Annotated in this window: 28 protein-coding genes; 12 read left to right on the top strand and 16 right to left on the bottom strand. The window is 57.0% G+C overall.

Annotated elements, in window-relative coordinates; translation table 11 throughout:
• The first annotated feature begins 35 nt into the window (after positions 1–35).
• The gene (locus KF767_00810; GenBank protein MBX3016398.1) at positions 36–722 is read left to right on the top strand and encodes a hypothetical protein; all 687 of its coding nucleotides are present in this window, start codon (positions 36–38) and stop codon (positions 720–722) included.
• Positions 723–728: 6 nt separating this feature from the next.
• Here KF767_00810 and KF767_00805 read toward each other — a convergent pair whose 3' ends face one another.
• From KF767_00805 to KF767_00790, 4 genes are all read right to left on the bottom strand, one after another.
• Positions 729–1,007, bottom strand: a complete 279-nt coding sequence (locus KF767_00805) for a Smr/MutS family protein (protein ID MBX3016397.1) — start codon at positions 1,005–1,007, stop codon at positions 729–731.
• A 95-nt stretch (positions 1,008–1,102) separates the two neighbouring features.
• The gene (locus KF767_00800) at positions 1,103–2,494 is read right to left on the bottom strand and encodes an OmpA family protein (protein ID MBX3016396.1); all 1,392 of its coding nucleotides are present in this window, start codon (positions 2,492–2,494) and stop codon (positions 1,103–1,105) included.
• A 188-nt stretch (positions 2,495–2,682) separates the two neighbouring features.
• The gene (locus KF767_00795; GenBank protein ID MBX3016395.1) at positions 2,683–2,952 is read right to left on the bottom strand and encodes a hypothetical protein; all 270 of its coding nucleotides are present in this window, start codon (positions 2,950–2,952) and stop codon (positions 2,683–2,685) included.
• Between the two features lie 60 nt (positions 2,953–3,012).
• The gene (locus tag KF767_00790; protein ID MBX3016394.1) at positions 3,013–3,603 is read right to left on the bottom strand and encodes a hypothetical protein; all 591 of its coding nucleotides are present in this window, start codon (positions 3,601–3,603) and stop codon (positions 3,013–3,015) included.
• A gap of 245 nt (positions 3,604–3,848) precedes the next feature.
• Between KF767_00790 and KF767_00785 the strand changes: the two genes are divergently transcribed.
• Positions 3,849–4,583: a murein L,D-transpeptidase catalytic domain family protein gene (locus KF767_00785; GenBank protein ID MBX3016393.1), complete on the top strand. Its 735-nt coding sequence runs from the start codon at positions 3,849–3,851 to the stop codon at positions 4,581–4,583.
• A gap of 60 nt (positions 4,584–4,643) precedes the next feature.
• On the opposite strand, the gene KF767_00780 is transcribed toward KF767_00785, so the two are convergent.
• From KF767_00780 to KF767_00770, 3 genes are all read right to left on the bottom strand, one after another.
• Complete coding sequence (locus KF767_00780; protein MBX3016392.1) at positions 4,644–5,213, bottom strand: hypothetical protein; 570 nt, start codon at positions 5,211–5,213, stop codon at positions 4,644–4,646.
• A 132-nt stretch (positions 5,214–5,345) separates the two neighbouring features.
• On the bottom strand, positions 5,346–6,095 hold the full coding sequence (locus tag KF767_00775) for a hypothetical protein (GenBank protein ID MBX3016391.1): 750 nt from the start codon (positions 6,093–6,095) through the stop codon (positions 5,346–5,348).
• Between the two features lie 9 nt (positions 6,096–6,104).
• Positions 6,105–6,653 (bottom strand): DoxX family protein, encoded by a 549-nt coding sequence (locus KF767_00770; GenBank protein MBX3016390.1) that lies wholly within the window; start codon positions 6,651–6,653, stop codon positions 6,105–6,107.
• A 13-nt stretch (positions 6,654–6,666) separates the two neighbouring features.
• On the opposite strand from KF767_00770, the gene KF767_00765 reads away from it, so the two are divergent.
• A complete protein-coding gene (locus tag KF767_00765; GenBank protein MBX3016389.1) occupies positions 6,667–7,692 on the top strand; it encodes a hypothetical protein in 1,026 nt (341 codons plus the stop codon).
• Here the strand turns inward: KF767_00765 and KF767_00760 are convergent.
• A complete protein-coding gene (locus KF767_00760) occupies positions 7,689–8,921 on the bottom strand; it encodes a GAF domain-containing protein (protein ID MBX3016388.1) in 1,233 nt (410 codons plus the stop codon). The genes KF767_00765 and KF767_00760 overlap by 4 nt on opposite strands.
• Before the next feature lie 370 nt (positions 8,922–9,291).
• Between KF767_00760 and KF767_00755 the strand changes: the two genes are divergently transcribed.
• The 6 genes from KF767_00755 to KF767_00730 all read left to right on the top strand — a co-directional run bounded on the left by KF767_00755 (position 9,292) and on the right by KF767_00730 (position 14,463).
• Positions 9,292–9,990 carry a hypothetical protein gene (locus KF767_00755; GenBank protein ID MBX3016387.1) on the top strand — a complete coding sequence of 233 codons (699 nt, stop codon included), beginning with the start codon at positions 9,292–9,294 and terminating at the stop codon, positions 9,988–9,990.
• 12 nt (positions 9,991–10,002) lie between these two features.
• On the top strand, positions 10,003–11,034 hold the full coding sequence (locus KF767_00750) for an aldo/keto reductase (GenBank protein MBX3016386.1): 1,032 nt from the start codon (positions 10,003–10,005) through the stop codon (positions 11,032–11,034).
• A 118-nt stretch (positions 11,035–11,152) separates the two neighbouring features.
• Entirely contained in the window at positions 11,153–11,347 is a 195-nt protein-coding gene (locus tag KF767_00745) for a hypothetical protein (protein MBX3016385.1), read from the top strand.
• A 143-nt stretch (positions 11,348–11,490) separates the two neighbouring features.
• Positions 11,491–13,452: a PAS domain-containing protein gene (locus tag KF767_00740; protein MBX3016384.1), complete on the top strand. Its 1,962-nt coding sequence runs from the start codon at positions 11,491–11,493 to the stop codon at positions 13,450–13,452.
• A gap of 64 nt (positions 13,453–13,516) precedes the next feature.
• The gene (locus KF767_00735; protein ID MBX3016383.1) at positions 13,517–13,810 is read left to right on the top strand and encodes a hypothetical protein; all 294 of its coding nucleotides are present in this window, start codon (positions 13,517–13,519) and stop codon (positions 13,808–13,810) included.
• 32 nt (positions 13,811–13,842) lie between these two features.
• The gene (locus KF767_00730; protein MBX3016382.1) at positions 13,843–14,463 is read left to right on the top strand and encodes a DTW domain-containing protein; all 621 of its coding nucleotides are present in this window, start codon (positions 13,843–13,845) and stop codon (positions 14,461–14,463) included.
• Here KF767_00730 and KF767_00725 read toward each other — a convergent pair.
• Entirely contained in the window at positions 14,460–14,639 is a 180-nt protein-coding gene (locus tag KF767_00725; GenBank protein ID MBX3016381.1) for a hypothetical protein, read from the bottom strand. The two genes, KF767_00730 and KF767_00725, sit on opposite strands and share 4 nt — an antisense overlap.
• A 197-nt stretch (positions 14,640–14,836) precedes the next feature.
• Between KF767_00725 and KF767_00720 the strand changes: the two genes are divergently transcribed.
• Positions 14,837–15,850 carry an LLM class flavin-dependent oxidoreductase gene (locus KF767_00720; GenBank protein MBX3016380.1) on the top strand — a complete coding sequence of 338 codons (1,014 nt, stop codon included), beginning with the start codon at positions 14,837–14,839 and terminating at the stop codon, positions 15,848–15,850.
• On the opposite strand, the gene KF767_00715 is transcribed toward KF767_00720, so the two are convergent.
• Entirely contained in the window at positions 15,840–16,328 is a 489-nt protein-coding gene (locus KF767_00715; GenBank protein MBX3016379.1) for a hypothetical protein, read from the bottom strand. The two genes, KF767_00720 and KF767_00715, sit on opposite strands and share 11 nt — an antisense overlap.
• Before the next feature lie 297 nt (positions 16,329–16,625).
• Between KF767_00715 and KF767_00710 the strand changes: the two genes are divergently transcribed.
• Positions 16,626–16,874, top strand: a complete 249-nt coding sequence (locus KF767_00710) for a hypothetical protein (protein ID MBX3016378.1) — start codon at positions 16,626–16,628, stop codon at positions 16,872–16,874.
• 132 nt (positions 16,875–17,006) lie between these two features.
• On the opposite strand, the gene KF767_00705 is transcribed toward KF767_00710, so the two are convergent.
• From KF767_00705 to KF767_00680, 6 genes are all read right to left on the bottom strand, one after another.
• Positions 17,007–18,176: a glutathione-dependent formaldehyde dehydrogenase gene (locus KF767_00705; GenBank protein ID MBX3016377.1), complete on the bottom strand. Its 1,170-nt coding sequence runs from the start codon at positions 18,174–18,176 to the stop codon at positions 17,007–17,009.
• A complete protein-coding gene (locus tag KF767_00700; GenBank protein MBX3016376.1) occupies positions 18,173–18,745 on the bottom strand; it encodes an SRPBCC family protein in 573 nt (190 codons plus the stop codon). The genes KF767_00705 and KF767_00700 overlap by 4 nt, the downstream gene beginning before the upstream one ends.
• 31 nt (positions 18,746–18,776) lie before the next feature.
• A complete protein-coding gene (locus tag KF767_00695) occupies positions 18,777–19,520 on the bottom strand; it encodes a hypothetical protein (GenBank protein ID MBX3016375.1) in 744 nt (247 codons plus the stop codon).
• A 178-nt stretch (positions 19,521–19,698) separates the two neighbouring features.
• Positions 19,699–19,860 carry a hypothetical protein gene (locus KF767_00690; protein MBX3016374.1) on the bottom strand — a complete coding sequence of 54 codons (162 nt, stop codon included), beginning with the start codon at positions 19,858–19,860 and terminating at the stop codon, positions 19,699–19,701.
• 119 nt (positions 19,861–19,979) lie between these two features.
• Positions 19,980–20,489 carry a hypothetical protein gene (locus KF767_00685; GenBank protein MBX3016373.1) on the bottom strand — a complete coding sequence of 170 codons (510 nt, stop codon included), beginning with the start codon at positions 20,487–20,489 and terminating at the stop codon, positions 19,980–19,982.
• A gap of 69 nt (positions 20,490–20,558) precedes the next feature.
• Positions 20,559–22,805 carry a bifunctional alpha,alpha-trehalose-phosphate synthase (UDP-forming)/trehalose-phosphatase gene (locus KF767_00680; protein ID MBX3016372.1) on the bottom strand — a complete coding sequence of 749 codons (2,247 nt, stop codon included), beginning with the start codon at positions 22,803–22,805 and terminating at the stop codon, positions 20,559–20,561.
• Between the two features lie 49 nt (positions 22,806–22,854).
• Here KF767_00680 and KF767_00675 point away from each other — a divergent pair, with 49 nt between their 5' ends.
• The gene (locus KF767_00675; GenBank protein ID MBX3016371.1) at positions 22,855–24,660 is read left to right on the top strand and encodes a glycoside hydrolase family 15 protein; all 1,806 of its coding nucleotides are present in this window, start codon (positions 22,855–22,857) and stop codon (positions 24,658–24,660) included.
• Positions 24,661–24,703: the final 43 nt, after the last annotated feature.

Genomic DNA, 24,703 nt, shown 5'->3' with positions numbered 1-24,703 from the left:
GGACTCGAATGCGAATCGCTTTTAGGCTCTTTGATGTGAATCCCCTGCACCTTCTTCTTTGTACCATCATCATCATCGCGTCGGGCAGCGTTTTCGCTTACGACCCGGAAGAAGGAAACATCAACGCCACACTGGGACCGTACACGTATCGAACTCCCTACAACAGCCCCGTTCCCGACGTTTCTTCGCCCATGCGGGGCGGTTACGGTTTGATCGCCACCGGCGATAGCAATAGCAAAGGCAGCGTCGAACTGGGCATGTTCTACCTCGACAAACTCTTCCTTCGTGACGAAGGCGACGACATCCTAGCCCAAAAAGTCGAGATGATTCATATCACCATGGGGTACCGGTGGTGGCTGCGCTCATGGATTTCGGCTTCACTGGGGTTTTTCTCGGCCTATCCGCTGGGTGATCCGAAGGATGTCTTCAAGCGCGTCGCGCCCGGCAACTTTCTAGATACATCCGCCATGGACTTTTGCGAGTACGGATTCGATCTCGCCCTGCAAGTGCAGGTTTTCGGAACGCAAAAATTCGGAATCGTCTTCGAACCGCGCTACAGCTGGAATGTCACCCCCAAGGCGCACGAAGCCGCCGACCACGTGGGATTTCTGATCGGTTTGAGGTTTATGGTGCAAGAAAAAGGCGCCGCGAAAGCCGAAGCCCAACGTCGTCAGCACCTCCGTGAAACCGATCCGGCGCTGAATCCCCCGCCGAAGCCCTAAGCCGGCTCAGTCCATGTGGACGATCATCACTCCCGAATTCGCGGCTCCCGCGGCACCGGAGCGTTCATGCGACCAGCTGTAGTTACCGAGCTTCAAGTAGCGGGCGACTTCGGATTGGACCTTGCCCGTGCCCTTCCCGGGCATGATTCGCACGCGATCCGCGTTCGCATGCTTGCGCAAGAAGGCCTCGACCGCGTCAAACACCTCCTCCACCCGGTAGCCATGAAGATCCAGAGTGGGCACCCCACTTCGACCGCCGCCGCCTTTTGCCTTCGCCGTTTTCATCCCGCCTCCCCACTTTCGATCCTAACCTCTTCGCACGAATAAAAAAACCCCGGGTTCACACCCGGGGTTCGTTCGGCTTCAGGTTTTGCCGTGGATTAGAGCAGCGTCGAAGTTTCGACGACCACGTCGACACGACGGTTCGTCGCGCGACCTTCTTTGGTCTTGTTCGTCGTCAGGGGACGATCCGCGCCGAAGCCTTTGGCTTCGATGGGCGCTTCAACTTCCGCCTGGTTTTCGAAGTACGACTTCACCGAGTCCGCACGAGCTTGCGAAAGCTTCTCGTTGATCTGTTTCGAACCCGTGGAGTCCGTGTGACCTTCGACCACGATGTTCTGCGCGGGAACGGCCGCGATCACGTCCTGGATCTTCTTCAACAGTTCGAACGAAGACGAGGGAACTTCGGATTTACCGACCGCGAAGTCCATTTTCTTCAGACGGATCACCAGGTTGTTCCCTTGCTTCACGACTTCCGCTTCGTCATCGCCGAACTGCGTACGCAGCTCTTCGATTTTCGCACGCAGCGCCTCTTGTTGCGCCAAAGTCTGCGCGCGCTGTTCCGAAGCGGTCAGGCGTTGGCCTTGAGCATTCAGTGCCGCTTGTTGCGCGCTCAGCTCGGATTGCAGCTCCGCTTGGCGCTCGGCCGACATCTGTTGATTCTGTTGCATCTGCATTTGGCTGGCTTGCAGCTGCTTGTTTTGCTCCCAGATCGTCAGGGCGACGCTTTCGTTCGCGCCGCGCGACTTCGCCAAGGCGAGGACTTCGCGCAGTTTCTGTGCTTGTTCACCGGCCTGCTGGGTCTTCTCTTGATAACCTGCAGGATCGCGAGGGCTACTTTCAACCGCACGCTCGGCCGATGTGATCATGGCGCGGGTCATTTCCAAAGTTTTGGGGGCGTAGCGACGAGCACCGTCGCTCTCTGCGCGCTCCAGATTTTTGCGGGTTTCATCCAACGAAGCGATTTTCACGGACTCCATCTCGTGGGTACGGTATTCGTCTTCCAGGCCCGAAATCACCGAGGCTTTCACCGTGAAGTCGTTGTCTTCCATGTCTTCGCCCAGATCCGCGAAGTCTTTGTCGGTCTTCTCAAACGCGGATTTCACCCAGCGTTGCGCGCCGGCGTCCAAAGCGCGACGGCGAGCTTCCAAAATGGGTGTCACCATCGCGCTGTATTTTTCGCCAACCGCATTGGCTTTCTCCAGATAGCGACGCGAGATTTCGATATTCTCGACGATGTCTTCACGGCTTTTGTTCTTCTCGGCCGCTTTCGCTGCTTTGGCGGAATACTTCTCGGACTTTTTGAAGTTCTCGGGAGAGAGGCGATCGTATTGCTGGGTTTGCGCCTCTTTCTGATCTTCTTGCAGACGGCTCAGCTCCACACGCGGATCCGCGTCGGCGGCGAGGGGCGATTTATCGGGAGTCGCGCATGCGACCATCGACAATGCACCGACAGCCAGTAACAACTGCGGCAAATATTTAAGTGTTTTCATTTCAGGCTCTCCTTTGTTTCGATCACCATGGTGGTGTGACGGGTAAACGGACGAAGCCTGACACTTCAAAGTGAATGCCACCAAAAAGCGGCTGAACTCGAATTGATATGATTTATGAGCAGGCGTTATGGGGCAATTGTCCCCAACCCCCGTCCCGTATTATCCACAGGACGGGAATCTCGGGAGGGTTAACGCCAGTCTTTTGTACCAACATCCACACGTTCTTCCACATCACGACCGTCATCGATATCTTCATCGACGAGCGCCGGGGAAGAGTCTTGTCGTTGTTCTTGGCGCCGACCGATCGAACGATCACGCTCCATTTGCTGGGGTGAGCGTTCAGTCTTTTGCTCTTTCGAATCGCGGCCCGCCCCCGCGGTCCCATTCAGTCGGGGATCGTCGACCGGGTGACCGACATCTCCCAGCTTCTCCGTTTCAAATTCACTTTCGCGTGCCATAAGCACCTCCTCAATTCGAAGAGGTTAGCAATCGCCTGGCCAGAAAAAACGCGCACGGGTTTAGGGACAAAACGGCGCGGGTGCCACGACCCGATTGATTTCTCCGGCTCTGGTGTAGAGAAAATCGTCCCCGACGTTGATTTTCAGTCGTTGTGTGCGTGGAGAGTTTTTCGAAGTCGTGCGAATCTGGCCAAATCCGTCCCCATCCAACACGATCTCGCCGGACTGGGGCGCCAGTGTCCACACGACCGTGGCGCGCGAAAGCGCGCGCATATCCTCGTGACCGAGTGGGGTCTGGATCGTGCCCTCCGAATCGCGACACAACAATTGAAAATGAATGACGACCAAATGCTGACGTTCACAACCCCGCGCCGACGGGAATCCGTAACCCGCTTGGCATGTTTGGAACGACTTTTCCGCATAACCGAGTTTACGTCCATCCCGCTCCATGCCCAACGATCGCTGAAGACCGACGTAGTCGATGTTCAACGGCGCCTCCTCGTCGGGACGAACTTCGATCGCGCCTTGAGGATCGGCCCGGTAAACCGGCGGCGATGATGAGGGACGTGAAGGGGACGAGGCCCGCGGAGCGCTGGCGCAACCGGTGAAGGCGCCGACGGACATCATCAAGACCAGAATCTTCTGTTTCATGGCACCTTCCCGAGAGGACTTCAGGCTCTCGTGAGGCCATGACAAAAGCAAGAAGATCACCTCACGGAAAGCACGCCGAAACGTCCAGCTTACGGACGCCCCCGTTTTATCGTTTCTGAAATGTGAACACTTTTGCGTTCAGAGGCGCTCGCCAATCGTTTGACACATTGACCGGAAAAGCCCGCCCTTGGCCCGCTTCAGACCTCTTCCGCATCGCCCGATGAGAAGTCGTCGGAGGACTCAGGATGCGAACCACTCAATTTCAATGGATGACGACCGCCTTGGTCACGATGACCCTTCTATTAAGCGCCTGCGCGGAAACACGCCTGGCGGACGACCCGATGAACGAACCTTCGGCGCAAGAAGCGCCGCTTGAAAACCAACTCCCTCCAGAGATCGTGGAAGAGCCCCTTCCCTCACCGAGCGGCGAAGAGGCGATCCTCGCGAAGTATGCGCACCTTGATCCCAGTCGTCTCGTCCCCACAAATCTGCTGAAGAAGGCCGTACTGTACTACGACGCGAACTCGACGAAGTTCTCGAACAAAGGAGTGCTGTCGGTCATCGACTTTTCCGCTCGTTCCACCAAAGCGCGCTTCTTCGTGATCAATATGACGTCCGGTTCGGTCTGGTCGGTCCATGTCGCTCACGGAAAGAACTCCGACCCGGATCATGATGGCTACGCGACCAGCTTCTCGAACGTGAGCGGCTCGAATCAAAGCTCGTTGGGCGTTTACCGGACCGCCGAGCAGTACAACGGCTCGAACGGACTTTCGATGCGCCTCGACGGACTTTCCGCAACCAACTCGAACGCGCGGGCCCGGGCCATCGTCATTCACGGAGCTTCTTACGTCAAAGACAGTGCCGTCGTACAAGGCCGAAGCTGGGGCTGTCCGGCGATTTCGATGGCCAGTCGGGACAAACTGTACGCGATGATCAAGGGCGGATCGATGATCTACGCGGGACTCTCCGCGAAAGAATAAAAAAGGGCGCATTCACTGCGCCCTTTTCCAATTCACTTAAAAATTTCCGTCGCTCGTAAATTACAAACGCACGCCGAGGTAGAAGTTCAGTCCACCGCCGCAGCCACCGTAGCAAGTGGGTTGCTGATAGTACATGGGCTGTTGGTAGTACATCGGTTGCTGGTAGTACATCTGCTGGGGCTGATAGTATTGCTGCCAACCGATGTAGTTGTTGTAGAAGCCACCGTTGTACGCGCCGTAAGCGGGATTGTAGTTCGGGTAGGGTTGCGGAGTTGTCGCCACGTTCGCCGCCACGCAAGTCTGGCCGTTGAATGCATAACCCGCCGGGCAGTTACCTTGGGGCAAGCACTGACCGTTCACCTGAACCGAACCGACCGTGCAGTTCGTCGCCGCGCCCGTCAGCACGATGCACTGGTTCTGGTACATTCCGTAGTTGGAAGGGCAGTTGGACTGGGGCAAACAACCGTAAGACGTGTGTTGCACGTAACCGGTTCCGCAAGCCGCCGCAACCGGTGCCGCCGTTCCGCCCGAACCGCCCGAATCTTTATTGCAGGCGACCAGTGTGGACATCGCGACGCTCACGACCGCGAGGCTCAGCCATTTGGTGAAAGACAAATTTCCGGTTTCCATGCGAACTTCCTTCCGCAAAAAAATTTCGACTCGGGCAGCGTATGATCAAGAGTCGTGCCAGGAGTCAAATGCGGTTGAACGCGCGTTGAAGAACCGGGAGTGACCGAGAACGTCACTTTCGCTCGTCAGACTTTAGACAGTGGGACTTTCCGGGAGGGTCGTCAGAACGGCGGTGAACGCCACCTTGCCATCCGCGGCACGCGTTCCTTGAAACTGAATCCGCTGGCGGTCGCCGTCGGACTCTTCAGCTTTCGCTTTCTGCAGATGTACGACGTCGCCGATCTTCATTTCCGAGAGGAAATTGACCTCGTAGCCGACCAGGTGCGCGCCTTGACGGAGTATTTCGATCGGGATCGCGTCCAGTACCCATTGAGCGTAGCGTGTGTTGTTCACGTGGTTATTGAGGTCGATATCGCTATTGCGCACTTCGAATTGAGCCAAATCCTCGGTGTCGGTCGCGATCGCGATCTTGCCGGGCACATGGGGCAAGGTTCCTTCCGTTTGCCACACGGACGGGAAGCGGCTCCAGTCCCCCGCCACCATCTTGCGCGTCGTCGTATCGAAGACGGTGAACGTGCTCGTGCACTCACCCAACTTGCGGTCGCCGACGAAAATTTCGTAGTCACGCAAAAGAAAAGGATTTCCGCCCGGCTCACGCAACCAGGTGCGCAGCGTGACGTTGTCTTTGTACTTGGGCCAATCGGTCATCACGAGTTTCTGACGGGTGAAAACCCATCCCTGCCCCTTGGGCAATTGCACGCCCATCTTCATGGCGTGTTGCCAGCCGATGTCCTGGACCAAATTCAAAATCGTGTAAAGCCCCGCGCGTCCGCGCAGATTCACCATGAAGGACGTGACCTTGTATTCCTCACTGAACACCATGGGAACTCCTTAGAACAGAATCGCGTCCAGCGAGTAGGCGCCGGGCCCCAACAAAAAGAAGACCGCGCACAGAATGGCGAGGTTCAAGGCATATTCATTTCCCTGAGGAGTGTTCGTGATGAGGTACCCACCGCCCTTATGACCGATGGAAGCCGCCACAAGCATCGTCAGGCCCACCACCGCGAAGGCGGGACGAGTCGCCAATCCCAAGGCGATCAGAATCCCGCCGATGAGTTCACTGAGCATCGCCATGCGCGCTTGCAGAGCCGGAAAAGGAATTCCCATGCTCGCGAGCCAGCCCGTAAACCCCTGCATGTTCCCCGGCCCGACGACCCCCAGTTTTCCCAGGGCGTGCACCACGAAACAGATTCCCAGCGCCACACGCGCCACCAACAAAGCTTCATTCGTATACATCGGTTCAATCCACATAGACGCCATCATTCTCGGACCACGGCTTAGGGTCAAACCTTGACCGCCCCCGTCACCTGCACCGAAGTTCGACAGTCCGAACTCGACGGCGACGCTCCCGTCCGCCCCCGCGCGGCGTTCGGCTTGCACTTTTCGCCTTCCGATGTGGCGTTCCCTCGTTCCCCTTCTGCTGACCCTGCTTCTGACCGTTCCTTCGGTCCAAGCGCAAAATGAGTTGCGTGGAAGCGGTGACGTCATTCCGTCTTTCACGCCTTCCGACGCGGACGAGCTGGAGCGTCTGGCCCGCTTCATCCACCCCAACGGATTCGACATCGATCGCGTTCATGAAACCGCAGAGTCCCCCGCGGTTCAGCGCACACTGGTGGAACTGGCCGCCGAGGTCCTACGACACTTTCCACCGAGTGAATTCGATTACGCCAGTCTGGGGCGCAGCCCTGCCCCCGTGGCCATCGTCATCGAAGAAATTCTCCGCGAGCGCGGATCGCAGGCCCGTCTTATCGAACTGCCGATGTCCGGACTGCGCCACGACGATATGTCCTTCGAGCCGGAATGGTACCGCAAAGCCTTACGGGCGCACTTCGAGAAATTTTTCTTCCAAGGCCCCAGCGAAAGCGGACGCAAGGTCTTGATTCTCGACTACGTTCAACGCGGTGGAACCCTCAGTAACTTCGCATCGATCCTGGCGTACGGACAGGAGGAGGGCTGGATTCAAAGGGAGGTCCATATCTTGGCCCTGCTGAATCCGAATGTCGACCCAAGGGCCTTGTGGTTGCAGGTCTATTCGAAAAATCGCGATCGATTTCCGCAATCACGCTGGCATGCGATGGCCTTACCACAAACGATGTGGCCTTACTTCATCTACAACAGCTGGAAGCACCTGGCGAAATTCGACGGATGGAATTTTCGCGATCTCGGCTACGAAGAGAACGTCAAATCGCAACGTTGGGGAACGGCCATGCCCGGATCGAACCGGCGCGTGCGTCGGGAAATCCCCGAGCCGAGGGTTCCCTCTCCTCGCCTGACCGAACGCCGTTCAATTTGGAAATTCTGGAATAACGACCGTACCGAGCGCGAGACCTTCGCGGAAGAAGTCAGGCCGTTCTTGGACTCGCGCGTGGTGCACGGTGGGTCCATCAAAATTTGCGGACGCGTCCACCGAACGGATTAGTTGGAGCCCATCAAGCCCGCACGCGGCTCTTCCGCCGGCGAGCCCACATGAAGCTCCCGCGGAAAGACGAGCGCATAGGTCGCGTGCGTTTCATTTTCCAACTCGATCACTTGACCACCCAATCCCTCCATCAGTTGACGCGAGAGATTCAAACCCGGGCCCGCGGCTTTTCCGTCCAGCGGCTCGACGGGCCATTCATTTTCGGGCAGCGACGGTTCCGCTAAACTCGAGTTCGCAACGACCAGCATTCCATCTTCACCCACCGTTCGCCACGAGACACGAACCCACGGATCGCCCGGGGAGGCAAGGGCGGCGTCGCACGCGACCGTCAATAGACCGTTCAAAGCCTCGCTGACCGCAGGGGCTTCAACGCGTGCGGGGAACTTTCCGCCGGAAATTCCGGAATCGATCGACAACCTCACGCCATTTTCGCGGAAGCGCTCGATATGGAAACCCACGGTCGTCTCGACGACGCGGAACAGATCGGTGGGACGGCCGCCCTTTCTGGTGAAGGCGAGAAGGTTCTTCAAGATCGAAGAGATTTTCAAAGCCGATCTTTTCATGACCGCGATCTCATCCGTCGATTGACCGGCCAAACGTTCCTCGATCAAATCCAGTCCCAACGTCAGTGAGCAGAGCGGCGTATTGATCTCGTGCGCGACCTCTCCCGCCAACTGTCCGAGGGCGGACATCCGCGCCTGCTGTGAGAGCAGGTCTTGTTGCTGGGTGATCAATTTCGCCCATTCGCGCATTTCAATATGGATCGTCACTTGTCGCGCCAAAGCGGCCAACGCTTCGGTTTGCTCGGACGTCAGTTCGCGCGCTTTAATATCGCCGACGCAAAGAGTTCCCAAGGCCATTCCATTTTTATCGAAGAGCGGGGCACCCGCGTAAAATCTTAAGTTCAACGGTCCCGTAACGAAGGGATTGTCGAAGAAGCGATCGTCCCGGGTCGCATCCTTCACCTGCATGATTTCATTTTTCTGAATCGCGTGACCGCAAAATGAGATCTCGCGGGGCGCCTCTTTCAGCGCGACTCCTTTGCTGGCCTTGAACCATTGTCGGTTCTGGTCCACCAATGAGATCAACGCGATGGGCGTGTCGCAGATCATCGACGCGATCTTCACGATATCGTCGTAGGCCATCTCGGGAGCGGAATCGAGGATCGCGTATCCCCGGAGGGCGGCCAATCTTTGCTCTTCGTGCGAAATTACCGGTGGCTTTTTCATACTTCCATTATCGACCTGGTTTCGCTTCACGGGCAGCCTCGAACTTGCGTGAGAAGAGAACTGGATAACTAATCACACGAGGTTTTCCCTCGCGCCAAAACCCGTCTCAAAACCGGAATTCCCCTCCCTACGCATCCCCCTAACGCGTTATGCCTCGCTTGGAGTCGTCCTCAATTCGGGATAGAATCTGGAACGATAAGTTGAGGTACCGATGTCACCCAAGAGTCTCGTCTGGATTGTCTCCCTTAGCACAATCTTCGTGTCCGGCTGTAGCCACTCACCTAAGAGCGCCGCCCCACCCGCACTAGCGACGGTCGATTCGACGGGTCCCGCCGTCCGCATTCCCGCAAGCCCTAAGAACGCCAAGTCCGTGGACCTCGCGCCGATCCAGTCGAAAATGCCCAGCTTCCAAAAACTGGAGAAATTCTTTCGCCGGGACAAAGTGAGCGCCGCGGAACTCCCCGCCCTTCTCGATCAAATTCGGACCGAGCCGGGTTATTCCGATATCCACATGACTTACATCCGTGAAACCTATCGCGCCTTGGGTGTGGAGGATCCATTTGAATGGATGCAAAGAAATGGCGAGCACTACTCCGCGCTGAACGATTACATTGATCCGCAAGAAGACGGCGAGCCGATCTGGTCGACGACCAACCGACGCCTCAGAGAAAAGCAAGAGCTCACGCCGGAAGAAGTCCGCTTCACCCGCGCCCTGATGGCGGCGCTGGATGCCCTGCCCACGATCAAAGGTATCGTCTTCCGCGGTGCCCGCTTAGAACCCGCCGATCTCGAACGCTATGTCGAACAGAAGCCCGTCACGGAACTGCCGTTCACGTCGACTTCGATCGATCCCCAAATCGCCCGCATCTTCGCCGAAAACAACTCTAAACCAAATCGCGTTTCGGTGATTTTCGTGGTCCGCGCACGCACGGGAGGGCCGGTCTCGGCCTTCCACCCCGGAAACAATCACGAAGTCGAAGTGCTGCTTCGTCCTTCGACCACGTTCATGGTGGACCGCTTGCTTTGGTCCAAAGACCGCAAGTCCGTTTACATCTTCATGACCGAATAGGAGTTCACCCCCATGGAATACCGTCAATTTGGCCGCTCGGGCCTGAAAGTTCCCGTCCTCAGCTTCGGCACCGGCACGTTCGGCGGCAGCAATGATTTCTTTAAATCGTGGGGTTCGACCGATGTCGACGGCGCCCGCCGCTTGGTCGATGTCTGCTTGGACTCTGGCGTGAATTTTTTCGACACCGCCAATTCCTATTCGGACGGCGACTCGGAAAAAATTCTGGGGCAGGCCTTGAAAGGTCGGCGCGCGCGGACCTTAATTTCCACGAAAGCGTCGATCCCCGTCGGCGACGGCCCGAACGACCGCGGCTCTTCGCGCCACCATATCCTCCGCGCGGTGGAAGATAGCCTGCGGCGCTTGGATACCGACTACCTCGATGTTTACTTCATGCACGTCTTCGACGCTCTCACGCCGATGGAGGAAATCCTCGGCACCTTGGATCAGCTCGTTCGCGACGGCAAGATTCGCTACTTCGGCTGCTCGAACTATTCCGGCTGGCAGTTGATGAAGGCGCTCGCGACATCGGAAAAGCACGGATGGAACTCATTCGTCGCGCACCAAGCCTACTACTCCTTGATCGGGCGCGACTACGAATGGGAGTTGATGCCCCTCGCTCTTGATCAAGGTTTGGGAACCATGGTGTGGAGTCCCCTGGGCTGGGGCCGCCTGACCGGAAAGATTCGCCGCGGGCAAAGCGCAAGTAGCGGTCGCATTCACGCGGGCGGCGCGACCGGAGGACCGGAAGTCGCCGACGAATTTTTGTATCAAGTCGTCGATGCACTGGATGAAGTCGCGGCCGAGACGGGGAAATCCATTACGCAAGTCGCGCTCAATTGGCTTCTGCAGCGCCCAAGCGTTTGTAATCTGGTGATCGGCGCGCGAGACGAGGCGCAGCTGAAGCAAAACTTAGGCGCGATTGGCTGGAGTTTGACGGCCGCGCAGGTCGCTCACCTGGACCGCGCAAGTCAGCGAACGCCCGTTTATCCCTACTGGCACCAGCGCGGCTTTGATGACATCAATCCCAAGCCCACCCCTTGGTAAGTCGCCACTAACGCCGATTTCCGAGGAAACCTGGGACTCGGCGGGGAGAATCTGAACATACTTCGCTCGTCCAGAGTTTGCTTAACCCCCTTTCATCACCACTCGATTTGGGGGGCTTATGTCTGAATACAAAGATGAAAAACGCCGCGAGGAAGAACGTGAAGAGGATCGGCGCTCGTCCACAGCGAATGAAGAGCAGCTCTCGATGTTGATCGGACGCCTTCCTTCGCCTTCACAATCCAACGATCATGGTTACCGTGCATCAGGATATTCAAGCCATTCGGCGACTTACGATTTAGTTAACAACGCTTAATCAACCGCTCATGACGGGAACCTTGCGAACGATCCGGTGAATTCTCTTCACCGGATCAAAGGATAACCCGCACGCAATCTTCAAAAGCTGTTTCGAGTTTGTCCTATCGTTTCTAGAAACGGACATGATAGCTTTTCTCCTCTATGACGGCCTCCTTCTCCAAACTCCAACCCTTGCAGCTTCTCGATGAAATGCCGCAACTCGCTTGGTGCGCGGATCCCGAAGGGATCATCACCTACGCAAATCGTCGCTGCCACGAATTCAGCGGACTCGATATTCTCGCGCAGACGAATGGTGGCTGGGCTCAGCTCATTCACCCCGAAGATCTCGCTTTCGTCGGCCGGATGTGGCGACAAGCTCTCGAAGGCAAAACCATTTTCGATTGCGAGTACCGTCTTCGTTCCGCGGATGGCGAATATCGTTGGTTCCTGACACGTGTGGTACCGGTGCGTGACGAGAACGGCAATGTCACCTCTTGGCTCGGTTCGGCCACCGATATTCACAAAATGAAACACGTCGAAGAAGAGCTGCGGCTGACCCGTGAGCAAATCGAACAAGAGCGAATGCAACTGAAGCTCGCCCTGGAAACGGCGGAGCTCGGAACGTGCGTTGTCGATTGGCCTTCGGGCGACGTCGAGTGGGATGCCCAACACGCGAAAATCTTCGGATACCCCGCCCGCGCCATGCGGGTGACGATGCGTGACTTCGCCGGCCGCCTACATCCCGAAATTCGCGACAAGGTCCTTCATGATCTGAATGAGGTCGTCGCGACCCGCCAACATCTTTACGAAGGCGAATGGCGGCTGCAATTGGCCTTGTCCGACGAAGTTCGCTATATCCGCAACGTCACGCGCTTCGAATACGAAAAGGATGGTCGATGCGTGCGCGCGCAAGGACTGATCTCCGACGTTACGGCGCAAAAAACGGCCAACGAAAAACTGATGAACGCGACCAGAGAATCCGACATCGCGAATCGCGCGAAAAGTCAGTTCTTGGCGAATATGTCCCACGAAATTCGTACGCCCGTCGGCGTGGTACTGGGTTATACGGATCTGGCCCTCGAATCCCCGCACCTCGATTCCGAAACGCGGGCGTATTTACAGGCCGCCCGCAACAACGGCGAGGCCCTCAAGAAGCTGATCGGTGATCTGTTGGACCTTTCCAAAATCGAGTCCGACAAAATGGACCTCGAGCAGATCGGCTTCGATCTTCCGCACTTAATCGAAGACGTGGTCTCTTCCCTACAGGTCCGCGCACGCGAAAAATCCCTGCAACTCCGGGTCGAGATCCAACCGCAGATGACCCGCCGGGTGATCGCCGACCCGACGGCGATCCGTCAAATCCTGACGAATCTGATCAGCAACTCGATCAAGTTCACGCCCTACGGCGGCGTACACTTAAGCGCGCTCGAAGAGAAAACGGCGGACGGCCGCTTACGCATCCGGTTCCGCATACGCGACACGGGAATCGGGGTCGAAGAGAAATCCATACCGCGCCTGTTCCTTCCCTTCAGCCAGGCCGACAGTTCGATGTCGCGCAAGTATTCGGGAACCGGGCTGGGGCTCGTGATCTCGCGTAAACTCGCGCGTTTGATGGAAGGGGACGTGGCCTTGCTTGAAACGTCGCAGGGGCGCGGCAGCCTTTTCGAGTTCAGCCTTCTGTGCCGACCGGCTCCCCAAGAGGAGGATAAACCCAAGGGTGAAGTCCAACCCTCGCTGGTGTGTCCGTTGGAAGGTTACCGCGTCCTGGTTGTCGAGGATTCCGTCGACAACCGTGACTTACTGGCGCTGTATTTGACCCGTGCGGGCGCGCTCGTCGAAGTCGCGGAGGATGGCCTGCGCGGCGTTCATAAAGCCCTGCAGTTCAACCCCGATGCGGTCTTGATGGATATCCAGATGCCGGACATGGATGGCTACGAAGCTTACCGACAATTGCGCAGTTCGCGCTTTGAAAAACCCGTCATCGCCTTGACCGCGCACGCCCTCAAATCCGAAAGAGATCGCGCATTGAACGCCGGCTTCACGAGCTACCTGACAAAACCGATCGACCGCAACACCCTCGTGACGACCCTCGCCGGACTTATTCGTAGCCAACAGTTGCACTGAATCGGGAATTCCTCCCCCCTCTTCGCCGCACCCAATTTGCATCGAAAATGAGCGGAGGTGTCCCTTGTCGACTTGGATGACCGCTTTCCCTTTCATGCTCTTTCTTTCGCTGGGCGCTTTGGCGCAGCTACCGGATATTTCGCCCGTTTCGGATGCGACTTTGCCGCCGACCTCCGAAAGATTCGAACTTGGTCGCGACACGACTCCCGACGCGAACTCCGCCAGATCCCTACAGGAAGCCCGACGCGCTTGGGACATCCCCTGGTGGTCTCCGGCACCGACCCCCTCCATCTATCCGATGAGCCGCGCACCCCTCGGTGAATCGGAAAATTCCACCTCTCCGCGCATTTCGCGCTGAACCCTCGCGCGAAAATTTGCTAGACCCAGGGGATGTTACGCCCGCGCGGTCAGCGCAAAACCCAAGATCCCTGTCCCCGCTGCGGTCTGCACCGTGATCGGTGCCTTTGTGCCCAGATCCCTCGGCTTGAAACGGCGACGCGGCTTTGTTTGGTGATTCATCATCGCGAGCTGAAACGAACGACGAACTCGGGTCGCCTGGCCACCGAAGCGCTCGTGAATAGTGAGCTGCGCGTTCGCGGCCAACGTGAACAAACACTCGATCTTTCGGATTTAGTCGGTGGCGGCTACCAAAGCCTGCTCTTTTTCCCAAGCGAAGACGCGGTGGAACTCACAACGGAGTTTATCGCTTCAAGACGCGCGCTAGACCCGCGCCCTTTTCAATTGATCGTGCCGGACGGAAACTGGCGGCAGGCCTCGAAGGTGGCGTCACGCCATCCCGAGCTGGCCTCTCTTCCACGCGTTAAGATCTCGGACGCCAATACGGCGACGAAACACTTGCGGGTCGAACACAAAGCGGAAGGAATGTCCACGCTCGAGGCCATCGCGCGAGCTTTTCGAATTCTCGAAAGCGAGGCCACGGGCGTGGCGCTGCTGGAGCTTTACCAACTCAAGCTCCGTCAGACTTTAAAAGGTCGCGGAGAACTCCGTTAGACCTTATGGGGATGCGACGGGTTCTTGTGGCTTTTCTCGAGCTTGTCCCCCAGATCATGGATTTTTTGTCCGACCTTGGGCGCTCCCGCTTCCGAAATTTTGTGACCCGCTTTTTCGATCAGGTCTCCGGCTTTGTCGCGTAAGCTTTCGCGGTTTTCGTGTTTGCGTTGATCCATCGACGACTTCTGATTCTGGCTGTCTTTCACGTAGCTCTCCTGAGTGAAGGGGGATGCGCTTGACACATCCCGGTTGTACACCCCCTCCAGTTTTGCAAAGCGGGTGCAAGCGGGGTCTGGGCATCGCGCCCCGCCATTTGCCCGGTTTCTCCCCAGTAGCCGCAACCCCCCATGACGACGTTTCGCCGTCGCCGTAAATTGACCACGTGAAAAACCTGACAACCGCAAAAATCTCGCTTCTGGATCTCGCGAAAATTTCCCAGGGCGCGAGTCTACGCCAAACCTACGATCAATCACGCACACTCGCCCAAACCGCCGAGGCGTTAGGCTTCACGCGTTTTTGGTTGGCCGAACATCACAATATCGAAGGCATCGCAAGTGCGGCCACTTCGGTGCTGATCGGTTACATCGCCGAAAACACGAAAACGATCCGCGTCGGCGCGGGTGGGATCATGCTGCCGAATCACGCGCCCTTGATGATCGCCGAGCAGTTCGGAACTCTCGCGAGTCTGTACCCGGACCGGATCGATCTGGGGTTGGGCCGCGCTCCGGGAACGGACCGTGCGACAATGCGCGCCCTCCGCCGCGACAATCCGAATCATGGAGCCGACTTCGGTGAACTCGTGGACGAGCTGACCGGATTTTTCGCGCCGGCCTACGCGGGTCAAGTCGTGAAAGCGATTCCGGGCGCCGGGATCGACGTGCCCCTCTACATTCTAGGATCCAGTCTTTACGGCGCCCAGCTCGCCGCGCGATTGGGACGCCCTTACGCTTTCGCCGGTCACTTCGCCCCGGCGATGATGCGCCAAGCGTTCGAGATCTACCGATCCGCATTCCAGCCGTCCGCTTTCCTGAAAGAACCCTACGTGATGGTGGGAGTTCCCGTGATCGCGGCCGACAGCGATGAACAGGCCGCCTACCTCGCGACCAGTTTGCAAAGGGCCTTCCTGAACATGATTCGCGGCACACGAACTTTGTCATTGCCGCCCGTAGAGGACATGGATGCGATCTGGAGCCCCGCCGAAAAACAAGCCGTACTCAACATGTTGGGTTTGCTGGTGACCGGATCGGCGAGAAAGGTGCGCGAGGAACTCGATCGGCTGATCGAATTCACCGGAGCGGATGAACTGATCGTGACCTCGGACACCTACCGATTCGAAGATCGTCTGAAATCCATCGAGGTCATCGCGCAGGCCAAATCTATTTCATAAGCAAGTAGGTCGTGGTTTCGTGAGCGACCACGTCCACGATCGCCGCATTCACTTCCAGAACACTGCGGACCAGGTCCTTACACAAACGTCCCGAGTGATCGATGACTTCGACTTCTTGATAAGTCGCATCCCGTGCGGTTTCGTCTTTATGACCCCGATAGATCACCGATCCGCAGTCAAGCTCCACACTCTGAAGCGGGACTTCAATCTGCTCGACCCGCAAAGGCATCACCAAACAGGTATTCACGTTGGGCGGTGACGTCAACGTACGGCACGGATCTTCGTATACGTTCAAACGTAACAATTTTTTGGAGAGGTCCACGACGATCGTCCCCGCATGGCGATCAAGAACTTGGCCGTCCATTATGACTTTCGACAGGGTCTCGTCCAAATCCCGCGCCGGCGCCGCGAAAGCGACGTTCAAAGTCGAAGCAAGGAACGTCGCGACAGTCAGAGTGAGAAGGTGACGGATTTTCATGGATCGTCCTTTCAGGAATGAATTCAACGAAACATCTTTCGCGGGACCACCTACCGCTTGAGCAACCGTTGTGCCGCAATCCGCAAACGCGGAAATGGATTTAAATGCGAATGGCAAAGACCGTCGAAGTGGTCCCGTTCCAAAATCGAAGTCGAGTCCGTGCCAAATATGGATGCGGACCGGCAATTGTCCCCAAGACCCTCCCGATTCGCTCGATAGGGAAGGGGCACTTCATTTGCTCTGATTTTCATTGAGCCTGGCTCCCTTCAAAGGGGCCCCGAGAAAAGGAGAAAACAAATGGCCACTTCCGGCAAAGATACAAAATCGACCGAGCGCACGCAGAAAGCGCAAGTTGCGCCCGCGCCTAAGAAACCCGCCACGCGAAAAACGCCGCCGTTCGACGAAGCCGCGAACAATATGATTTCTGAAGGCGACATCACCGGGCTTCCGGAAAACGACTTCAACCCCTACGACGAGGTACGCCCCCGCGTGGACCCTCAACGTCCGGATCGTTCGACCCCCGAGCGGTCCGGTTTCAAAAATTAGTGACTCAAGTTCGGAACCGCGTCGCCCAACGGCGGCCGGTTCGTCGAACGAACGAAGGGCCAGTCCTCCCGTCGTTCGTTTGGAAAAGGTGGCTGCATTAGGCTCGGCAGCCACCTTTTCATTTTTTAACGCCTACATCTTAATAACGACTTTGATGCATTCATCTTTTTCATCGTTGAATTTCTTGTAGAGTTCGGGACCGTCGTCGATGCCGATGCGGTGGGTGATCACGAAGGACGGATCGATTTCTTCCTTCAGAATGCGCTCAAGCAACATCGGCATGTACTTTTGGGTGTGCGTCTGCCCCATCTTCAAGGTCAACCCTTTGCCGAACGCCGCCCCGAACGGAACTTTATCCAGCATACCGCCGTAAACTCCGGGAATTGAAACCGTTCCGCACTTCCGCGCCGCTTGCAGCGTCTGGCGCAAAACGTTCGGACGATCGGTGGCCAACCAGAGCGCCGCCTTCACGCGGTCCAAACCCGCCGGAATCGTGTTCCCATGAGCTTCGAGTCCTACGGCATCGATACAAGAGTCGGGGCCGTTACCGCCCGTGCGGAACTTCAATTCTTCGAGGAGCTGATCCTCTTCTTCGTAATTGATGACTTCCGCACCGGACTGCGCCGCCATCTGCAATCGACCTTCGTAATGGTCGATCGCGATGACCCGCTCGGCGCCGAGCATGAACGCGCTACGAATCGCCATTTGCCCGACGGGACCGCAGCCCCACACGGCAACGGTATCGCCGCGGCGGATATTGCAGTTTTCGGCCGCCATATAACCCGTCGGGAAAATATCGCTCAAAAATAAGACCTTCTCGTCATCGATACCCGCCGGGATGATCAAAGAGTTCGTATCCGCGTAAGGCACCCGAATGTACTCGGCCTGGCCGCCGGCGTAGCCGCCGTAAAGATGCGAATAGCCGAAAAGCCCCGCGCCCGACGATCCGTAAAGCTTCTCGGCCATCACGTAATTCGGATTCGAGTTGTCGCAGGCTGCGTATTCCTCTTCTTGGCAGTGGTGGCACTTGCCGCAACCGATGTCGAAGGGAATGACGATGCGGTCGCCGACCTTCAGCTTCTTGACGTTCGGACCGATCTCGACGACCTCGCCCATGGTTTCATGTCCCATGATGTCGCCTTTTTGCATCGTGGGAATGTAGCCGTCATAAAGGTGCAGATCCGATCCGCAGATCGCCGCGGTGGTGACTTTGATGATCGCATCCGATGGATTCAAGATGCGCGGATTGTGGACGTGTTTGACCGCGATCGCGTGTTTGCCTTCCCAAGTGAGTGCCTTCATTGCCGAGACTCCTTTCCGGATTGCAGTTCTTCGCGGCCCGACGGCTGTCCTTCAGTGGTCGGGATCTCGCCCGTTTCGAGCAGCGCTTTGAGACGTCGCAAATTCGTTTGCACGAGCGTGTCCGGATCTTCACCCATCAGCAGCGTGGTCAACTCGCTCATGCGGCCGCCGATGATTTCGTAATCCATGGACAATGTCACGATGGTGCTCCGCCCGTCCGGACTCGCGGTGAACCAAACGGAACCCGAGGTCGTAACCTGCGAATCCGGCAGGCTGCGCCAGGCCAGCATGACTCCCGGTTCTTCTTCGGTGATCTCGGCATTCCAAGACGCGCGAATTCCCGAGGGAAGCTCGACCAGCCAATGCGTCTGCCCACCCGCGACGTTATCGACGCGCGAGACGCCTTTCATGAAGCGCGGCAGATTCTGAAAGTTTCTCCAGAACTGGAAAACCTCGGCCGGATTAAGCCCGAAGATGGTGATCGCTCGACGGCTTTTGTCGTCGCGATGGGTTTGCATGATCGGCACCGCGCGCGGACGGACATGGGTTCTTTGCTCTATTTCGGGCATCGCCTCTCCCTTCGATTGCAGATCTAACTGCCTATCTATGGCCTACCGAAAAAATTCGTCTTTCAACGTGTTTCAAGTTTACTTTTTCAACCGGCCCCTTCGACATGGAAACGTCGTAGACCAATCGATCGGTCAAATACTTAACCCCCAAATTCATCGCGCCACTGATGATGTCGTGGCGCGGACGTCCGGTGCCGACCTCCCAATTCACATCATGACGAAACTCATCGTCGATACGCATGCTTTGCGCCGCGAAAGGAATGAAGACCGAGACTTCCGCCAACGATTTCAGAAAGTCCATCATCACGGGCGCCAGTCGCGCCGGATCGATGTAACGACCGTCAAGACCGACCAAAAGCGCAAGCCGTTCCGCCGGGAAATGACCGCCACGCTTTTTCGATTGGGCACGCGCGAAAAAACGACGCAGCTTACGTTCCTCATGCCAACGGGACCAGATACCTTTGATTTGGTTCCATCGTGAAGAGCCCCGCTCACGCAAGATACGGCGGTAACGTCCGACGCGGAAACCGAAGCGACGTGTGGAATAGGGAATCCCCGCCCAGTTGTAGGCCGCACGGATCGTCAGCTCGAGGACCTCGGGATAAAGTTCGACCACGTCCTGGCGAACCCAGTGAAGCGTTTGCACTTCCCACTGCATTTCAAGTTCTCGAAGGTAGTCGTCGACGGCTTGATCGGAAAGAACTTCGTCGATCAAAAGGGAGTCGGTATGGAGCCGATGAGTGCCGCGCCCCCGGAAAATCGGTAGATCAGTCACGGAAGCTGGATTCGGCGTGGACGTTTCGGAATACATCGGGAGCCCCCTTTCGTTATTCCGTCTTGCCCAAAAAAAGGCCCGTTCCCGTGGGAACAGGCCTCGACCATCATCAGGGACCGGAATGGAAAGTCTCGCGCTTTTCGCCGGTCATCTCCAGACCGGGTCCGATGATCAAAAACTATTTCGTATTCTTCGCGTTCTTCATGCCCTGCTGCGAAGACGGCGAATTCTGCTGCTGAGAGCGGTTCGTCGCGTTCGTGGTCATGCGAGATTGCGATTGGCTCGAAGATTTTTTGTTTCCCGAGTCCTGACGGACCGAATCCTGTCTTTGATTTGCCATGGTGTCGTTCCTTCCGTTGGTGATCTTCGAAATTGAAGATCCGTCTTACCTGTCCTTGAACTGCTGCAACCCGTGCCAACTTTCCAAACGATGAAAAAAGCGCCGAAACCGGCCCCAGATTAGACGACTTGGCTACGGGGCGACCAAACGTCCACGGCGAAAAAGTCCGTGACGATCGCGCGCAGTCCCGTGGAGCGGTGGGTTTCCAGGGCGCGTTTCATCTCCAGCAGAACCTTCGGAATCAGCGTCTGCGGATGCAGACCCGACAGGACCAGAGCCTTCGCGCAGAGATCTCCCGATAGCGGCTCCCACGAGTAAGTCAGATGCACTTCGCATTCGTCTCCCGCGGGCTCTTCAAAAATTTCGATCATGATTTCGAAGTTGGGGGCGTCCTCTCCCGAGGAGTTCCACAAGAGCACACGACCCGAAGCGAGGCTTCGATGTTCAACGATGCCTTCCAGTTCGACATTGAAAGGCGCGGTCACCTTCCATTGAAGTCGATCTTCGGGGAGAACCCGCAGGTCGACGTTTCCCGGAAATGCGCGGCACAAGTTCTCAAACTTGGTGCAGTACGTGTTAATGGCCGTGGCCGAAGTCGAAATATTGATGCTGCTGGAATAACTTTGCATGTCACCGCCTTGCCGCCGCTTTAATTAGCAATGGCGGTGCCGTCGCGAGGTGTCCCGAAAAACGGCGCGCTAGCCTTTGGCGAGGGGCAAATGCTCCCCGCCCTTCCCCGAATTCACGCGCCCATCGAGCATCAAGAGAAGCTCCCCGAGGAAAACCGACACGTCCCCCTGCTTGGCTAACCGGTACTGCGCCCCGGTTTTTCCGTCGCCGACTTTGATCGAAAGTCCGCGGCGGCCGACCACCTTGAACATGTCCTCGTCCGTCAGATCGTCCCCCAGACATATAAATAGAGTTCCCGCCGGGGACTGTTTCATGAGATCGCGTACGAAACTCCCCTTGCTGCACTCGATCGCTTTCGCTTCGACCACACGATTGCCGAGGGTTACGGTGACCGGCTGGTTGGCGAGTCCGACCTGGAGCTGTTCGTCCAGACGGTGGGCATGAAACGCCGCGAAGGTCTGCGGACTTTGACGGTAGTGCCACACCAGCGCGGCTTCTTTCTGCTCCACGAAGGACAACGGAACGCGGTCCGCGTAGGCTTGCATCACGTTACGGGCCTCGCCGTACCAGCTCTGGATGTCCGAGCTGATGCGATTGCGCCAAACGCCGCTGTGATCTTTGATGAAGGCGCCGTGCTCTCCACCCAAAGTGAAGGAGCAGTCCTCGAACTGTTGGTCCAGGAATTCCTTCCGACGCCCGCTCAGAATGACCACCTCGGCGCGTTTCTGCAGTTCCTTCAGAAATTCCCGCTGCAAAGAACTCAGCACGGCGAGCTCGGGGCGTTGCTCGATCTGCACGACGGTCCCATCGTAATCCAGAACCAAGCAAATCTTCGACGCATGTTGAACTCGCTGTACGAGCTCTTTCGGCCATTCCTCACGACGGGACGGAAGCGGCGCCACTTCGCGACGCTCGTGCGCATCCGCGGTTTTCGCCAAGTCCGTCAGGAACGAATTCGCCCATTGGCTCGCCGAATAACGGAAAAGCAGTTCCTGCAGGTCGTTCTGCCGCTCGAGCCGCTCGTCGGTCGGCATCTTGAACGCGCGGTAAATCGCGTCCGCCATCGAATCCTCGTCCCAAGGATTGATGATCAACGCCTGCCCGAGCATCGACGCGACCCCGGCGAATTCACTTACGATCACGACCCCCGGCTGCTCCGCCTGCTGGGAGATCGCGTATTCGATCGCGACCAAATTCATGCCATCGCGTTTCGACGAGACCAGAAGCGCGTCGGCCCGGCGGTACAGTCCAAGCAGCTGTGTTTCGTTCACCGAACCGAAGATATAATTGACGGGCACGTATCCCGGCTGCCCGAAAGCCCCGTTGATCTGCCCGACCAATTGATCGACCTGCTCCTTCAAGCGAATATACGAGGGCACTTTCGTGCGCGTGGGAATAGCGACCTGCAGGAAGTTCAGCTGACCGCGCAGCTCGGGATACTTCTCCAGCGCGCGGTGGACGCCCTTCAACTTCAGCTCCAGCCCCTTCGTGTAGTCCAATCGGTCCACGCCCAGGATCAAAAACTTCGACTGGATGTTTTCGTGGTACTCCCGGGTCTGACGATCGACTTCGGCCGACGCCGCCTTCTCTTTCATGCCGGCGGTATCGATGCTGATCGGATAGACTCCCATCTGCAAAGTATGCGCGCCGATACGCGCTTTGAAGAACGTCGAATCGATACCGAGCTGCGACTTGAGAGTGATCGAAAAGTGGCGCAGGTAGGAATGCTCGTGGAATCCGATCAGGTCGCACTGGACCATCGATTTCAAAAGCGCGTCCCGCACCGGAAGCTGCCGGAAAACCTCGAAGGCGGGAAACGGCGTGTGCAGGAAGAAGCCGATTTTCAGCGACGGGTTCCCCTGGCGCAACATCTCGGGCAGCAGCATGAAATGAAAGTCATGAATCCACACGCAGTCGTTCGGCTCCGCCACCTTCAGGATGGCGTCGGCCATTTTCTGATTCGCGCGAATATAAGCTTCCCAGTTCTGAGGTTGGAAGAACGTGTATTGGCTTTCGTAATGGAAAAGCGGCCACAGAACGTCGTTGCTAAATCCGTCGTAATAATCGTCGTATGTCGCCGTATCCAGCAGCACGGGCTTCAGACGCAGATTCGGCGAAACCTGGGACGCCTTATCCTCGAGCGGACGCAAATTCTCCTCGCGCGTCTCGAACCCCAGCCACCAAAAGGGCTCTTGCAAATCGACGCCCAGCAAAGCCGAAACTAGACCACCACTTCCGCGCTGAAGTTGACCGGTTTTTGCATCGACGTTGAACGGCAGTCGGTTGGAAACGAAAATCTGTTTTGCTTTTGTCACTGAAGCTGAACCCCGCTAAAACGTGAATGGCTGAAAAAAGGACGTACGCATGACACGAAATTCCGGAAAACCTTCACTGCAGAACCAGTACCAGATGGGAATGATCGGCAATTGCAATTTTTCCGCTCTCGTCGATCATCATGCGAGCATCCAGTGGCTCTGCTGGCCGCGATTCGATTCCAGCTTCATTTTTGGTGGACTGCTCGACGGGGAAAAAGGGGGCAAGTTCACGATCGAGTCCTGTGGTGAGAATCCCCAAACGCGACAAAAATACCTAGCCAACACCAACATCCTTTCCACGACCTTCGAATCGTCCGACGGCAGCTTTGAAGTCATCGATTTCGCACCGCGATTTTTCCTGCAAGAGCGCATTCACAAGCCGCTCATGCTCTTTCGAAAAATTCGCCGTATCTCGGGCACGCCGCGTGTGCGCATTTGCTGCAAGCCCGTGGGTGAGTATGGCGAAACGAAACCCGAAGTTCACTTCGGCAGTAACCACATTCGCTACAGTGGATTGGGCGAGCCCGTGCGGCTCACGACGAATGCGTCGCTCAATTTCATTCATCAAGAGCGACCGTTCGCCCTGACCGAAGACATGTACTTCGTGTTGTCCTGGGGTATACCACTGGAAGGCCCTCTCGTCACCACCTTCGAAGATTTTCTAAACCGGACACAAAAGTATTGGACGACATGGGTGGAGCGCTGCACGCTCCCGCGCGTTTTCCAGAAAGAAGTGATCCGCTCCGCGCTCGCGCTGAAAATCCATCAGTACGAGGATACGGGCGGTATCGTCGCCAGCTGCACCACGAGTCTTCCGGAAATCGACGGCGAAGGCCGCAACTGGGATTACCGTTTCTGCTGGCTGCGCGACACGTACTACACGCTCTCGGCCCTCGAGAGTCTGGGGCACTATGAGGAAATGGAGAAATATTCTTCTTTCATCGAAAACCTCAACATCGGGAACCTCAAGAACTTGCAGCCCGTGTACCGTATTGACGGTTTACCCGACATGCCGGAACGCGAACTGCCACTCCAAGGCTTTCGCGGCAATCAGCCCGTGCGCATCGGGAACGGCGCCGTCACGCAAATTCAAAACGACGGCTACGGCCAGATCCTGCTCGCCATTTTCAACTTGTACATGGATGTACGTCATGCGGACAAAAGCCGCGTTTCGCGCGCGACCTTGCATTCACTTCTGCGCTACATCGAGACGACTTTGGAAGATCCGGACAACGGCGTTTGGGAGTTCCGCGGGCGTCAGTCGATTCACTCTTACACTTCGCTTTTTCATTGGGCGGGCAGCGCGGCCGCGCGCAAGATCGCCCTATCTTTGGACGATCTCGATCTCGCGGAACGCGCCGAAAAAGCCATGAAACGCGCGGCCGAGTTGCTGGAGGAATGTTACGATCCCGCGCGCGGCGTTTACACGCAAGCGATCGGCTCGCATGATTTGGACGCCAGCCAACTGCAAATGATCACCCTCGGCTACTTTCACGATAAACCTCCCGAGCGGGCGATTTCGCATTTGCGTGCGATCCAGAAAGAGCTCGAGATCGAGCCCGGATTTTTGGTCCGTTACCGGCACACCGACGACTTCGGCCAACAGCGCTCCGCTTTCATGATCTGTAGCTTCTGGTACATCGAAGCGTTGGTGCAGTTGGGCTTCCTGGGCGAAGCCGAAGAGCTTCTGCGAAAAGTTTTGCGCGCGCAGAATCATCTCGGACTCATGGCCGAAGACTACGATACAGAGACGGGAGAACAATGGGGAAATTTCCCGCAAACTTACAGCCACGTCGGTTTGATCAACTGCGCTTTCGCTCTCGATCGGGCCCGTCGCGCGCCGCATTTCTTGTAATGCCCCTATCTGGGACGGTACGGGCTTTGCTGAACCGCTAGGG

It is taken from the genome of Pseudobdellovibrionaceae bacterium (assembly GCA_019637875.1).
Lineage (GTDB): Bacteria > Bdellovibrionota > Bdellovibrionia > Bdellovibrionales > Bdellovibrionaceae > JAHBUW01.
The sequence above is the reverse complement of the archived record's forward strand: the minus strand, read 5'-3'. Positions and strand labels throughout refer to the sequence as shown.

Excerpts from the sequence above, each read along its gene's own strand:
- KF767_00805 (MBX3016397.1), bottom strand. The coding sequence starts at position 1,007 with ATGAAAACGGCGAAGGCAAAAGGCGGCGGCGGTCGAAGTGGGGTGCCC.
- KF767_00800 (MBX3016396.1), bottom strand. The coding sequence starts at position 2,494 with ATGAAAACACTTAAATATTTGCCGCAGTTGTTACTGGCTGTCGGTGCA.
- KF767_00795 (MBX3016395.1), bottom strand. The coding sequence starts at position 2,952 with ATGGCACGCGAAAGTGAATTTGAAACGGAGAAGCTGGGAGATGTCGGT.
- KF767_00790 (MBX3016394.1), bottom strand. The coding sequence starts at position 3,603 with ATGAAACAGAAGATTCTGGTCTTGATGATGTCCGTCGGCGCCTTCACC.
- KF767_00785 (MBX3016393.1), top strand. The coding sequence starts at position 3,849 with ATGCGAACCACTCAATTTCAATGGATGACGACCGCCTTGGTCACGATG.
- KF767_00780 (MBX3016392.1), bottom strand. The coding sequence starts at position 5,213 with ATGGAAACCGGAAATTTGTCTTTCACCAAATGGCTGAGCCTCGCGGTC.
- KF767_00775 (MBX3016391.1), bottom strand. The coding sequence starts at position 6,095 with ATGGTGTTCAGTGAGGAATACAAGGTCACGTCCTTCATGGTGAATCTG.
- KF767_00765 (MBX3016389.1), top strand. The coding sequence starts at position 6,667 with ATGTGGCGTTCCCTCGTTCCCCTTCTGCTGACCCTGCTTCTGACCGTT.
- KF767_00760 (MBX3016388.1), bottom strand. The coding sequence starts at position 8,921 with ATGAAAAAGCCACCGGTAATTTCGCACGAAGAGCAAAGATTGGCCGCC.
- KF767_00750 (MBX3016386.1), top strand. The coding sequence starts at position 10,003 with ATGGAATACCGTCAATTTGGCCGCTCGGGCCTGAAAGTTCCCGTCCTC.
- KF767_00745 (MBX3016385.1), top strand. The coding sequence starts at position 11,153 with ATGTCTGAATACAAAGATGAAAAACGCCGCGAGGAAGAACGTGAAGAG.
- KF767_00740 (MBX3016384.1), top strand. The coding sequence starts at position 11,491 with ATGACGGCCTCCTTCTCCAAACTCCAACCCTTGCAGCTTCTCGATGAA.
- KF767_00730 (MBX3016382.1), top strand. The coding sequence starts at position 13,843 with ATGTTACGCCCGCGCGGTCAGCGCAAAACCCAAGATCCCTGTCCCCGC.
- KF767_00725 (MBX3016381.1), bottom strand. The coding sequence starts at position 14,639 with ATGGATCAACGCAAACACGAAAACCGCGAAAGCTTACGCGACAAAGCC.
- KF767_00715 (MBX3016379.1), bottom strand. The coding sequence starts at position 16,328 with ATGAAAATCCGTCACCTTCTCACTCTGACTGTCGCGACGTTCCTTGCT.
- KF767_00710 (MBX3016378.1), top strand. The coding sequence starts at position 16,626 with ATGGCCACTTCCGGCAAAGATACAAAATCGACCGAGCGCACGCAGAAA.
- KF767_00705 (MBX3016377.1), bottom strand. The coding sequence starts at position 18,176 with ATGAAGGCACTCACTTGGGAAGGCAAACACGCGATCGCGGTCAAACAC.
- KF767_00700 (MBX3016376.1), bottom strand. The coding sequence starts at position 18,745 with ATGCCCGAAATAGAGCAAAGAACCCATGTCCGTCCGCGCGCGGTGCCG.
- KF767_00690 (MBX3016374.1), bottom strand. The coding sequence starts at position 19,860 with ATGGCAAATCAAAGACAGGATTCGGTCCGTCAGGACTCGGGAAACAAA.
- KF767_00685 (MBX3016373.1), bottom strand. The coding sequence starts at position 20,489 with ATGCAAAGTTATTCCAGCAGCATCAATATTTCGACTTCGGCCACGGCC.
- KF767_00675 (MBX3016371.1), top strand. The coding sequence starts at position 22,855 with ATGACACGAAATTCCGGAAAACCTTCACTGCAGAACCAGTACCAGATG.